10 protein-coding genes are annotated in these 12,030 nt (G+C 60.6%); 2 read left to right on the plus strand and 8 right to left on the minus strand.

Translation table 11 applies throughout. The features are described from left to right. Positions 1-23: 23 nt before the first annotated feature. Positions 24-1,904, minus strand: coding sequence for an ABC transporter ATP-binding protein/permease (locus tag EV281_RS00505; protein ID WP_132651025.1), 1,881 nt, complete (start codon positions 1,902-1,904; stop codon positions 24-26). A gap of 162 nt (positions 1,905-2,066) precedes the next feature. Continuing rightward, positions 2,067-4,067 (minus strand): LysM peptidoglycan-binding domain-containing protein, encoded by a 2,001-nt coding sequence (locus EV281_RS00510; RefSeq protein WP_132651026.1) that lies wholly within the window; start codon positions 4,065-4,067, stop codon positions 2,067-2,069. A gap of 156 nt (positions 4,068-4,223) precedes the next feature. On the opposite strand from EV281_RS00510, the gene EV281_RS00515 reads away from it, so the two are divergent. Further along, positions 4,224-4,847, plus strand: coding sequence for a TIGR00730 family Rossman fold protein (locus tag EV281_RS00515; RefSeq protein WP_132651027.1), 624 nt, complete (start codon positions 4,224-4,226; stop codon positions 4,845-4,847). Positions 4,848-4,913: 66 nt separating this feature from the next. On the opposite strand, the gene rarD is transcribed toward EV281_RS00515, so the two are convergent. Next, on the minus strand, positions 4,914-5,828 hold the full coding sequence (gene rarD, locus EV281_RS00520) for an EamA family transporter RarD (RefSeq protein ID WP_132651028.1): 915 nt from the start codon (positions 5,826-5,828) through the stop codon (positions 4,914-4,916). 115 nt (positions 5,829-5,943) lie between these two features. On the opposite strand from rarD, the gene EV281_RS00525 reads away from it, so the two are divergent. Beyond that, positions 5,944-6,804, plus strand: coding sequence for a methyltransferase domain-containing protein (locus EV281_RS00525; RefSeq protein WP_132651029.1), 861 nt, complete (start codon positions 5,944-5,946; stop codon positions 6,802-6,804). Between the two features lie 54 nt (positions 6,805-6,858). Here EV281_RS00525 and cimA read toward each other — a convergent pair whose 3' ends face one another. From cimA to cysS, 5 genes are read right to left on the minus strand one after another with little or no spacing between them, the layout of a single operon-like run. After that, positions 6,859-8,475, minus strand: a complete 1,617-nt coding sequence (gene cimA, locus EV281_RS00530) for a citramalate synthase (RefSeq protein WP_132651030.1) — start codon at positions 8,473-8,475, stop codon at positions 6,859-6,861. A 30-nt stretch (positions 8,476-8,505) separates the two neighbouring features. Next, complete coding sequence (gene pip, locus EV281_RS00535) at positions 8,506-9,465, minus strand: prolyl aminopeptidase (RefSeq protein WP_132651031.1); 960 nt, start codon at positions 9,463-9,465, stop codon at positions 8,506-8,508. Continuing rightward, entirely contained in the window at positions 9,462-9,938 is a 477-nt protein-coding gene (locus tag EV281_RS00540) for a GFA family protein (protein ID WP_132651032.1), read from the minus strand. Before EV281_RS00540 ends, pip begins: the two co-directional genes overlap by 4 nt. Then, positions 9,935-10,411 carry a GFA family protein gene (locus EV281_RS00545; protein WP_132651033.1) on the minus strand — a complete coding sequence of 159 codons (477 nt, stop codon included), beginning with the start codon at positions 10,409-10,411 and terminating at the stop codon, positions 9,935-9,937. Before EV281_RS00545 ends, EV281_RS00540 begins: the two co-directional genes overlap by 4 nt. Beyond that, complete coding sequence (gene cysS / locus EV281_RS00550; protein WP_132651034.1) at positions 10,408-11,784, minus strand: cysteine--tRNA ligase; 1,377 nt, start codon at positions 11,782-11,784, stop codon at positions 10,408-10,410. The genes EV281_RS00545 and cysS overlap by 4 nt, the downstream gene beginning before the upstream one ends. Between the last annotated feature and the right edge of the window lie 246 nt (positions 11,785-12,030).

Here is a 12,030-nt window from a genome sequence, read left to right on the forward strand (position 1 = left end):
GGCCAGTTTGCCCGTTTCGGCGCTTAGCTTGCCGGCGCCAGCCGATTGACGATGCCGAGCTCATCGCTCTCGCGAACCTGCTTCAGGTGTTCTTCGGCCTGTGTTGCCTCGCGCTGGCGGTTCCACATCGAGGCATAAAGACCGTTCTTTTCGAGAAGGGCGGCATGCGTGCCGCGCTCGGCAATCTCGCCGCTCTTCAAAACGATGATTTCATCGGCGCCGATGACCGTCGAAAGGCGGTGGGCGATGACAAGCGTCGTGCGGTTCTTGGAGACGATATCGAGCGCCGTCTGGATTTCCCGCTCCGTCGTCGTATCAAGCGCCGAGGTTGCCTCGTCGAGAATGAGGATCGGCGGCGCCTTCAGGATTGTGCGGGCGATCGCGACACGCTGCTTCTCCCCGCCTGAAAGCTTCAGGCCGCGCTCGCCGACCTTGGTCTCGAAACCCTCGGGCAATGTATCGATGAAATGCGCGATCTGGGCAATTTCGGCGGCCTGCCGAACATCGGCCTCATTGGCTGAAGGCCGGCCGTATCGGATATTGTAAGCCACCGTATCGTTGAAGAGCACCGTATCCTGCGGCACCATGCCGATCACCGAACGCAGGCTCTTCTGCGTGACGTCGCGGATATCCTGCCCATCCACGGTAATCGAACCGCTCTGGATGTCATAGAAACGGTAGAGCAGGCGCGACAGCGTCGATTTGCCGGCACCCGAGGGGCCGACAACGGCGACCGTCTTTCCGGCAGGCACGTCGAAAGAAATGCCTTTCAGGATCGGCCGGGCCGGATCATAGGCGAAATGCACATCCTTGAAGGAGATGGCGCCCTGGCCGATGGCAAGTGCCTTCGCATCGGGCGCGTCCAGAACCTCGGCCTTCACTTCCAGAAGATCGAACATCTGCTCGATATCGATCAGCCCCTGGCGGATTTCACGATAGACGAAGCCGATGAAGTTCAGCGGTACCGAAAGCTGCAGCAGCATGGAATTGACGAAGACAAAATCGCCGACCGTATGTTCGCCGCGCTGGACCGACCAGGCGGAGAGAACGAGCATGATCGTCGTGCCGATGCCGAAGATCACGCCCTGGCCGAAGTTCAGCCAGCCGAGCGAAGTCCATACATCGGTCGCCGCCTTCTCGTAGCGCTCCATCGACTTGTCGAAGCGCTTGGCCTCCATCTCCTCATTGCCGAAATATTTGACGGTCTCGAAATTGAGCAGCGAGTCGATCGCCTTGGTATTGGCGTCCGTATCGCTGTCGTTCATCGCCCGGCGGATTGAGATGCGCCAGTCGGAAGCGCGGATCGTGAACCAGATATAGGCCCAAACGGTAAAGGCGGTGACGGCGAGATAGGAGAAGCCGTAGCCCCACCAGAAGATTGCAGCCGTCAGCAGGAATTCTATGACTGTCGGGATCGAATTCAGGATCGTGAAGCGCACGATCGTTTCGATGCCCTTGGTGCCGCGTTCGATGATGCGCGAAAGCCCGCCCGTCTTGCGCTCCAGATGGAAGCGCAGAGAAAGTTCGTGCATATGCACGAAGGTGCGGTAGGCAAGCTGACGCACCGCATATTGGCCGACGCTGGCAAACAGCGAGTCTCTAAGCTGATTGAGGCCGAGCTGGATGAGACGCGTCAGGTTATAGGCGATGACAAGGGCAGTAGCGCCGATGAGCAGCGGCGGCAGGGACGACCCCTGCAGATCCATCCTGCCGTTCAGCGCGTCCGTGGACCACTTGAAGAAATAGGGCACCAGCAGCAGGACGAATTTCGACACGAGAAGGTAGACCGAGGCCCATACGACCCGCATCTTCAGATCCGGCCGTCCTTGCGGCCACATATAGGGCCAGAGATTGTAGAGTGTTCCGAGCAGGTTGGAATCCGAAACTGTCTTGCCGTTTGCCATGCCTATCTCCAGCCCGGAGGGCCGCTATTGCCGCGGTCTGTCGCCGTTCCAGCGAGATATGTTACCGGCTGGCGGAATACAACATTGATAGGAACTTTATAAGCGCAGTGTTGCGGACCGGCCCTAACAAAACGGCGGCCCGGAGGCCGCCGCTTATCGTTTCTAGAGATGGCCGCCGGAGAGCCGCTTGCGGTGAAGCTCCTCGGCATTCGGCAGCGCATCCTTCGGAAGGCCGAAGATCTGGCCAGGGCGAATGCGGTCCGGATTGGGGATCTTGTCTTCGTTGGCGATGTAGATCGTTGTGTAGCGTACACCGGCGCCATAGACGCGGCGGGAAATCTGCCACAGCGTATCGCCGCGGCGGATGATGACCGCATTGTTGTTTGCCGTCAGAGGTGCCTGTTCGATCGTCTTCGGTTGGCCGGCGGCGGATACCTCGTTCGACGGCGTGGCATTGGGGACCGTCAGCTGGGCAATGATCGCGCCGAGCTTGTCGAGCGCCGCGCCGACTGATTTAGCATCCTTCGGCAGACCCTGCAGCACTGTCAGTGCATTCGAGGCGACCTGCGAGGCGGATGCCGATGCCTGCTTGAAGGCGTCGGTCGCATCGACGGCAGGATGGAAATCGACGAGCGAGCGCAGTGCAAATTCGGTCGCCGAGCGGGCTGCCGCAAGCTGTTCCGTGCCTGGGATCTTGCCATCTGCAAACAGGCCCTTCAGTAGGCCGAAAGCTTTCGTCGCGTCACCCTTGAGTTTGCCAAGCTCGCCTTCATCAACCGCCGCAATCGCCTGATTGCTGTTGGCATTGTTGCCGGGCCCGGCCGCAACGGTGACCTGATCGCCTGCAGGACGGTTGAAATTGACAGAGGCGCGCACGAGCACCTTGCCGGCGCCATCAACGACGTCGACGCGGATCTTGTGGTCGCCGACCGACAGATCCATCACGCCTTCGATGACGAAGTGACCGTCCGACCCTGCGGTATCCTTGCCGATCATCGCATCATCGGCATAACCGACGACCTTCGCATTGGCGCGCGTCGTACCGGCAACGAAGATTTTGTTGCCCTCGATTTCGACAGCGCTGACCACCACGTCGGCCGTGTTATCGCCGCCCTGCTGGGTGCCGGGAACGGCTGGTGCCGTTTTGGCACCATCGCCTGAGCTTGCGGGCATATTCGGGGTTTGTATGGCGACTTCGTCGTTTGCTGCAGCATTCAATCCAGACGCAGAGGCATCATTGGCGGTCGGCGGCTGGGCGCTGGCGATCTCAGCCTTCGGCGCTGTGATGATACGGCTTGCCGTGCCGGGCTTGGAGACCATGGCAAGCAGCTCGCTGCCGCTACCGTCCTTCGGCACGGAAACGGTCGCGACTTCTTCAGAGAGGGTAGTCTTGCCATCCTTGCCCGTGACCTTCAACACCAGCTGATGGTCGCCCGCGGGAAGCGGGTTGTTGAGAACGGCAGCAAAATCGCCGGTGCCGTCGACATCGGTCGTCATGACCACCTTGTCGCCGTCGAGGACTTCCAGCTTGCCATGCGGCTCGGCCGAGCCGGCGATGACGGTCGAGCCGTCGGGCTCGACGCGCAGCACGTCGAATGCCGGGATCTTCGGGCCAGTGCTGGAAGCGCTATCGGCAGTGCCCGCAGGCTCGGGCGCGCCGGTTAGAGCGGCCTCAGCTTTTCCAAGCGCGGCCAGGGCATCGGCGGCATTTTCAGGCAGATTCTGGATGATGCCGCGTGCCTTGCCCGCACCGTCCTTGGCCTTGGAAACGAGGCCTGCGGTTCCGGTGTCGAGGCCTTCGGGGGCGGCGAAATCGACGATCGCGGTCAGCGCATTCACCGCTGCCGTCTTGGCGCCTGCAAGCGCATCGGCGGCAGGCGCCTTGCCATCGGCAAACAGTGCTTTCAGGCCGGAGATGGTCTGGCCGGCATCGGCGGTGAGGCTGGCGAGCTTCTGGGTGACAGCCGTGGCATCGGCGACAGCCGAGCGGGAAGTCTTAGACGCTTCGTTAACCGTATTGTTGACCTCGGTGCCGGCCTGGTTGATGGCGTCCCCCACTTTCGCCACATCGGAGCCGAGACGGGGCATGACGAAAAACACCATCAGTATGATTGCGATTACGAGCACTGCGAGGGCCAGCAAGCCGGCACGGTTTTTCATCATTACGTCTCCCAAGGCGGCAAATTGCCGTAGTATCCAGAAATTGCTAGCGATTCCCTTTGCTTTCCACAAGCATTCAAAGCAATTACACAAGCCCGGCGCGCCGCTTTTCAGTCAATTTTCTTGACTGCATTGAAATGGAATAGTTGTTTTTCCCCTATGAGCGAACAATCTGTATCGATTCGATCCATCTGCGTTTACTGCGGTTCTCGACCGGGACGCGATCCTTCCCATATGGCCGCCGGCCGCGCACTCGGAAAAGAGATCGCCGAATATGGCCTTCGCCTCGTCTATGGCGGCGGCACGAAAGGCATCATGGGGGCTGTAGCCAGCGGGACCTTATCCAATGGTGGTCAGGTAACGGGCATCATTCCCGAGTTCCTGATCGATATGGAAGCGACTCGCCATTCCCTAGGCCAGCTCAACGAGCTTATTGTAACTCCTGACATGCATGCGCGCAAACACGCGATGTTCGAGCGCTCCGACGCTTTCGTTGCCCTGCCTGGAGGCATCGGCACGCTGGAGGAGATCGTCGAGATCATGACCTGGGCGCAGCTCGGCCGTCACGAGAAGCCGATGGTTTTCGCCAACATCAACGGCTTCTGGGATCCGATGATGGAGCTCCTGCGTCACATGACGGGCGAGGGCTTCCTGCACACCGCCCATCGCGTCCAGCCGCTTGTCGTCGACGAGATCTCTGGCATCATTCCCGCGATCATGGCACAGGCAGCAGAGCTTGCCGCCGACCGCAGCGGCGAAGACGACGTGATCTCGAAGATGTAGTGAGCAATTCCAGCAAAAGTGTGTAACGGTTTCGCGTCCGGAATTGCGTCAGAAATACTCGCGAGCCTAACGCCCGCGTGATGTCCTGAGCATGGACCAGGTGTAGAAGAAGAGGCCGGCCCAGATCAGCGGAAAGGCGATCATGCGCGCCGTATCAAGCTCCTCTCCGAAGCCGAAAATGGCGATGACGAAGATCATCGTCGGCGCGATATATTGCATGATGCCGATGGTCGATAATTTGAGCAGCTTGGCGCCATTGGCATAGATCATCAGCGGCACGGCGGTGATCAGCCCGCAGCCGAGCAGGAGCACGGTATCGCTGAGGCCGGTGCGGTACAAGTGCCCCTCGCCGGTGACGAACTCCAGATAGAGAATGTAGAGCAGAGCCGGCAGGCTGAGGATCAGCACCTCCAGAAAGAAACCTTGGTTCGGCCCAAGCGGCAGCGTCTTGCGAAACAGCGCATAGAAGCCCCAGCTGATCGCCAGCGTCAGCGCCACCCAGGGAATGCCGCCGCTGTCGAAGGCGAGCACGACGACTGCAAGGCCGGCAAGACAGATCGCCGCGATCTGCATCGGCTGCAGCTTTTCCTTCAGCAGCACCGCGCCGAGGAAGATGCTGAAGAGCGGGTTGATGAAATAACCCATGGCCGCATCGAGCGAATGGCCGGCACCGATCGCCCAGACATAGGTACCCCAGTTGACGGTGATCAGCGCCGCAGTCATGACCGCCATGCCGAGCATGCGCGGTGAACGTAGCGCAATCGCGACATCCTGCGTGCGTCCCAGGACCAGGAGCACGATGCCGGCAAGCGGCAGCGACCAGAGAATACGGTGGGCGATGACTTCGGCCGGCGAAATGTGCGCGACCGCCTTCATGTAGATCGGCAGAAAGCCCCACAGAAGATAGGCCGTCAGCGCGAAGGCAAAGCCGCGTGGACTGTCTTCGTTCTTGATCAAGGAGGCGCTTGCATCGACAGACATCGGGTGTTTCCATCTTTGTTCTGTTTCTGATCCGCATTAGCTTAAGCGGCGTGAATAGGCCAATTCATTTCAGTGAATGGATCGGCACTTGCCCGGCGACGGGCAGAGGCAAACCATGGACGAACAGGAACTGCTGATTTGCCGGCAAGCCTATGCCATTCAGATGCTCGCGAAGATGGGCATCGCGGGCGACGAACGGCTGCGGCAGGTCTTTGCCACGGTGCCGCGCGAGGATTTCCTGGATCCGCCGCCATGGCGTATGGCGAGCGGCATCGGCTATCAGGACATGCCGTCGACCGATCCCGTCATCCTCTATCAAGATGTCCTGATTGCGCTGCAGGAGGACCGGCAGGTCAACAACGGCAGCCCCTCGCTGCATGCGCTCGGCCTTCACTGGCTCGCGCCGAAACCCGGCGAGACGGCCTGCCATATCGGTGCCGGCGGTGGCTATTATACCGCCATGCTGTCGCATCTAGTCGGTCACGACGGCCATGTCGTGGCGATCGAGTATGACCGCGATCTCGCCGCCCGCGCCGCCGCCAGTCTGGCTCCCTATGGCAATGTCGAGGTCATCTGCGGCAACGGTCTGGAATGGCCGCAGTCGTCATCCGACGTGATCTACGTCAATTTCGCGGTTCACAGACCGGCCGAAACCTGGATCGACCATCTTGCTGTCGGCGGCAGGCTGATCTTTCCGCTCAGCGCCCCCTCCCGTGATGGCAGGGATAATTTGCGTCCGCTCAGCGCCCGCGGCGGCTTTTTCTTGATCCAGCGCACGCCGGGTGACTATCGCGCGCGTTATCTGAGCTCTACCGTCTTCGTCTGGGGCCATGGAGCGACCGGTACGCTCGAGACTTACAAGACGCTCGAAGCCAGCTTCCGGCGTGGCGGCATGGACGAGGTCACGCGGCTGCGCTGGAAGACACCAACAGAAGAGGACGAATGGTATTCGGAGGAGGACTGGGGCCTCCTATAGAATATTTCACACAATCGCGGCCGCAAACCGCGGCCGCTTTTGCACTGCTTCATCTTACTCGGCGGCGATCTTGCCCGCGAGCTGCCGGTTCTTCATCAGCTTGTAGATGACAGAATCCATCAATGCCTGGAACGAGGCGTCGATGATGTTGTCGGAAACGCCGACAGTCCACCAGCGCACGCCGCTGGAATCGGTGGATTCGATCAAAACGCGCGTGATGGCGTCGGTGCCGCCATTGAGGATACGCACCTTGAAGTCGGCAAGCACGAGATCGTCGATTTCATGCTGGTATTTGCCGAAGTCCTTGCGTAGCGCAAGGTCGAGCGCATTGACCGGGCCTTCGGCTTCCGCCACCGACATCAGCGTCTGCCCGTCGATGCTGATCTTCACCACGGCTTCGGAGACGATCTTTATACGGCCGTGGGAATCGAAGCGCCGTTCGATCATCACCCTGAAGCCATCGAGCGAGAAGAAATCCGGGATGGTGCCCATGGTGCGCCGCGCTAAAAGCTCGAAGCTTGCATCCGCACCCTCATAGGCATAGCCGGACGCCTCGCGCTCCTTGACGATGGAAATCAGGAGATCAAGCTTCGGATCGTCCTTGGCGACGTCGATGCCGCGCCGCTTCAGCGCGTTGATGAAATTCGCCTTGCCGCCCTGATCCGAGACCATGACCTTGCGGAAATTGCCTACACTTTCCGGCGGCACGTGCTCGTAGGTGCGCGGGTCTTTCAGCAGCGCCGAAGCATGGATGCCGGCCTTCGTTGCAAAGGCGGAGGCGCCGACATAGGGCATCTGATGATCGGGCGAGCGATTGAGGAGCTCGTCGAAGGCATGCGACAGGCGGGTGAGGTTCGTGAGTCGCTCCGCATCGATCGTCGTTTCGAAGCGGGTGTTATAGGCGCTCTTCAAGGCCAGCGTCGGGATCAGCGTCACCAGATTGGCATTGCCGCAGCGCTCGCCGATGCCGTTGAGCGTACCCTGGATCTGGCGCACGCCGGCCTCGACGGCGGCAAGCGAATTGGCAACGGCCTGGCCGGTATCGTTATGCGCATGGATGCCGAGACGGTCGCCCGGCACGCCTGCGGCGATCACGGCTTCGACGATGGCGCGGATCTCCGGCGGCTGCGTGCCGCCATTGGTGTCGCAGAGCACCACCCAACGCGCGCCGTTCTCATAAGCAATCTTGGCGCAGGCGAGCGCATATTCCGGATTGGCCTTGTAGCCATCGAAGAAATGCTCGCAGTCGACCAACGCTTCTTTGCCGGCGGCAACCGCGGCCTTGACGCTTTCGGCGATACATTCGAGGTTTTCTTCATTGGTGCAGCCGAGCGCGACCTGCACATGATAGTCCCAGCTCTTGGCGACAAAACAGATCGCGTCGCTGCGCGCCTGCAGCAGGCTGGTGATACCGGGATCGTTCGAGACGGAAACACCTGGACGCTTGGTCATGCCGAAGGCGACGAAAGTAGCCCGGCTGGTGCGCTTTTCGGCGAAGAAGGTGGTATCGGTCGGATTCGCGCCCGGATAGCCACCCTCGACATAATCGAGCCCGAACTCGTCCAGCATGCCTGCAATCGCAATCTTGTCCTCGACTGAAAAGTCGATGCCGGGTGTCTGCTGCCCGTCCCGAAGCGTCGTGTCGAAGAGGTAGATTCTTTCGCGTGTCATGGTGGTGTTTCCTGTCGCCGCTTGCGGCTTTTATTGTTTGCCTGCGAACCGGTCCGTTGCCCGGATCAGCTGGTCGAGAATGCCGGGCTCCGAGAAGGCGTGACCCGCCCCCTCGATCAGGTGGAACTCGGCCTTCGGCCATGCCTTGTGCAGAAGCCAGGCATATTTGGCCGGGCAGGGCATGTCGTAACGTCCGTGGACGATGACACCGGGAATATCCTTCAGCTTGTAAGCATCGCGCAGCAGCTGGCCTTCTTCCATCCATCCGGCATGGACGAAGAAGTGGTTCTCGATGCGGGCAAACGCATAGGCGAAGTCGGCCTCCTCGAACTTGCCGCTGGTCGATTTTTCCGGCAGCAGCGTGATCGTCTCGCCCTCCCAGATGCTCCAGGCCTGCGCGGCCTCCAGAGCGACGGCCCGGTCGGGTCCGGTCAGGCGACGATTATAGGCGAGCATCATCTCGTGGCGTTCTTTCGGCGGGATGGGGGCTACGAAACGCTCCCATTTGTCCGGGAACATCTCGGAGACGCCGAACTGATAATACCAGTCGAGCTCAGCCCGCGTCAGCATATAGATGCCGCGCACGATGAGTTCGGAGACGCGCTCCGGGTGCTTCTCGGCATAGGCTAGCGCCAATGTTGAACCCCAGGAGCCGCCGAAGACCTGCCATTTCTCAACACCGACCATTTCCCGCAACCGCTCGATATCGGCCACGAGATGCCAGGTCGTATTGGCCTCGAGGCTTGCATGCGGTGTGGACTTGCCGCAGCCGCGCTGATCGAACAGCAGGACATCATAGAGCTTGGGGTCGAATGCGCGGCGATGAGCGGGCGAAATGCCGCCGCCCGGGCCACCATGCAGGAAGACTACCGGCTTGGCACCTGATGTGCCGCAGCGTTCCCAGTAGAGCACATGGCCGTCGCCGACGTCGAGGTGGCCGGTCGCATAGGGTTCAATTTCCGGATAGAGCGTGCGCAGCACTTCGGTCATATCTTCACGCCTTTCGCGGGCCAGACAGCGGTATCGTGATCGGGATGCTGGAAAGAGATGATCGCCTCCTGCCGGGCGTAGAAATCCGGATCCTTGTGGACGGGAGCGTCGAAGATCGTCTCGACCCAGGGCAGGCGGGAATCGTAATTGACCTGGATCTGCGGCGCGAGATCGCTACGGTCGTCGAAGGTGCCGATCGCAAGCTCCAGACCGCCCGGATGGCGATAGGTCATCGGCGTGCCGCAATCCCGGCAGAAGCCGCGGTCGATGTTGACCGAGGACTGGAAATAGGCAGGCTCGCCGCGGGTCCACTCCATGCCCTCTTCCGGCGCCGTCACCAGCGCAGAAAAGAATCCGCCGAATTGTTTCTGGCACATGCGGCAATGGCAGATGGACGGGCGTCCGAGCTTGCCGGTGATGCGGAAGCGCACGGCGCCGCACTGGCAGCCGCCTGTTCTTGTCGTCTCTGTCATGGATGAGCTCCTGAAGGCCAGTCGGGTGTATCGTGGTCGGGATGCTGATTGGACACGATCTCGTGGAGGAAGGATTCAGCCTCCTGATCCGCCTCTGTTCGCTCTCCCGGCAGTTCGTGCAGGTGATCGACAAAATCGATCTTGGCTTCGATACCCCACTGGATGCTCGGCGGAAAGGCCGCGGGATCATCGAACGCACCGGCCGCAACCGCCATTCCATCCGGCGCCTCATAGGTCAGCGGTGTGCCGCAATCGCCGCAGAAACCGCGGCTGACGAGGTTGGAGGACCGGAAGATCTTCCGCTCTCCCCTGGTCCACTCGAACTCCATTTGGCGCACCGAAACCAGCGGCGCATAATAGGCACCGAACGCCTTCTGGCACATGCGGCAATGACAGATGGAGGCGTGATGAGACAGGCCGCGTGCCCGAAACCGGATCGCCCCGCATTGGCAGCCGCCAGTATAGGTGTTCATTTCTTCACCTCCCACGTCGTCACGCGCTCACCCGTTGCCGGATCCTTGCCATCCTTGAGCTGAATGCCCTCGGCGGCGAGCGTATCGCGGATCCTGTCGGCCTCGGCAAAATTCTTCGCCTTCAGGAGCTCGAGGCGTGCCTTGACCCGGGCATCGATTTCCATCGCCACTGCCTCGTCGATCTCGGTCTTTTTCGGCAGCACGCCAAGGAGCGCGGCACTGGCGGCAAAGACCGCATCGTTGCCGGATTGTGCCAGCGCATGCAGCGCCTGGACGGCGGCGACCGTATTGAGATCGTCGGCCAGCGCATTCAGCACCGTCTCGTCCGGCTTGGCGTTACCGGGTTCGGCTGCCGGCCATTTGGCAAGCAGGCGTTCAGCCTCCTCCAGCCGCTTGACCGAGAAGTCGATGGGCTCGCGGTAATGCGTCATCAGCATGGCAAGACGCAGCACTTCGCCCGGCCATTGCCGGCCGGCGAAAGTCTCCGTGTGCAGCAACTCGTAGATGGTGACGAAATTGCCTTCGGATTTCGACATCTTGCGGCCTTCGACCTGCAGGAAGCCGTTGTGCATCCAGACATTCGCCATCACGTCCGTGCCATGGGCGCAGCGAGACTGGGCGATCTCGTTTTCATGGTGCGGGAAGATCAGGTCCAGACCGCCGCCATGGATATCGAAGACGTCGCCGAGATAGCGCCCGCTCATGGCCGAGCATTCGATATGCCAGCCCGGACGACCGCGGCCCCAGGGGCTTTCCCAACCGGGTTCGTTCTCGTCGGAGAGTTTCCAGAGCACGAAATCGCCGGGGTTCTTCTTGTGAGCATCGACCGCGACGCGGGCGCCGGCCTGCTGTTCGTCGAGATTGCGCTTGGAAAGCTGTCCGTAATCGGCCATCGACTTCGTATCGAACAGCACCTCGCCCGATGCCTGATAGGCATGGCCGCGCGCAATCAGCCGCTCGATGATCTCGACCATCTGGGCGATATTGTCGGTGGCACGCGGCTGCACGGTCGGCTCGAGTGAGCCGAGTGCCAAGGCGTCGTCGAGAAACTGTTTCTCGGTTTTTTCCGTCACCGCCCGGATCGCCGCATTCAGCGGCAGGCCCGGATAATCCCGTAGCGCCCGTGCGTTGATCTTGTCATCGACGTCGGTGATGTTGCGCGCATAGGTGACATGGTTTTCGCCATAGACATGGCGCAGCAGGCGGAACAAAACGTCGAAGACGATGACCGGCCGTGCATTGCCGATATGGGCGAAATCATAGACCGTCGGGCCGCACACATACATGCGGACGTTTTCGGCATCAATCGGCTTGAAAACCGATTTCTCCCGCGTCAGCGTATTGTACAGCTTCAGTTCCGGCGTGCCGCCCATTTTACTCTCCTAAAATGCATATGCAGAAAATACCACCACCGGCAGGCCGGGGCGTTTCGCATCTTTGGACATTTGGGAGACGAAAACGGCCAGGCCAGCTTTGGGCTAGCGAATAATCTTCCGGCAAATAATGCAGGTAACCGTTTTCATGACGCGTTTTATGGCGTGGGATCGGCGTTTGGTCAAGAGGGCGACAGCCCATCCGGCGGGAACTCGACCGATCCCTGCGAGGCGCTGACTGAAGGG

It is taken from the genome of Rhizobium sp. BK418 (assembly GCF_004341105.1).
Classification (GTDB): domain Bacteria; phylum Pseudomonadota; class Alphaproteobacteria; order Rhizobiales; family Rhizobiaceae; genus Rhizobium.

Bases quoted from the DNA above. Each gene is read 5' to 3' on its own strand.
- EV281_RS00525 (WP_132651029.1), top strand. From the start codon at position 5,944: ATGGACGAACAGGAACTGCTGATTTGCCGGCAAGCCTATGCCATTCAG.
- EV281_RS00510 (WP_132651026.1), bottom strand. From the start codon at position 4,067: ATGATGAAAAACCGTGCCGGCTTGCTGGCCCTCGCAGTGCTCGTAATC.
- pip (WP_132651031.1), bottom strand. From the start codon at position 9,465: ATGACCGAAGTGCTGCGCACGCTCTATCCGGAAATTGAACCCTATGCG.
- EV281_RS00515 (WP_132651027.1), top strand. From the start codon at position 4,224: ATGAGCGAACAATCTGTATCGATTCGATCCATCTGCGTTTACTGCGGT.
- cimA (WP_132651030.1), bottom strand. From the start codon at position 8,475: ATGACACGCGAAAGAATCTACCTCTTCGACACGACGCTTCGGGACGGG.
- EV281_RS00545 (WP_132651033.1), bottom strand. From the start codon at position 10,411: ATGAACACCTATACTGGCGGCTGCCAATGCGGGGCGATCCGGTTTCGG.
- EV281_RS00540 (WP_132651032.1), bottom strand. From the start codon at position 9,938: ATGACAGAGACGACAAGAACAGGCGGCTGCCAGTGCGGCGCCGTGCGC.
- rarD (WP_132651028.1), bottom strand. From the start codon at position 5,828: ATGTCTGTCGATGCAAGCGCCTCCTTGATCAAGAACGAAGACAGTCCA.
- EV281_RS00505 (WP_132651025.1), bottom strand. From the start codon at position 1,904: ATGGCAAACGGCAAGACAGTTTCGGATTCCAACCTGCTCGGAACACTC.
- cysS (WP_132651034.1), bottom strand. From the start codon at position 11,784: ATGGGCGGCACGCCGGAACTGAAGCTGTACAATACGCTGACGCGGGAG.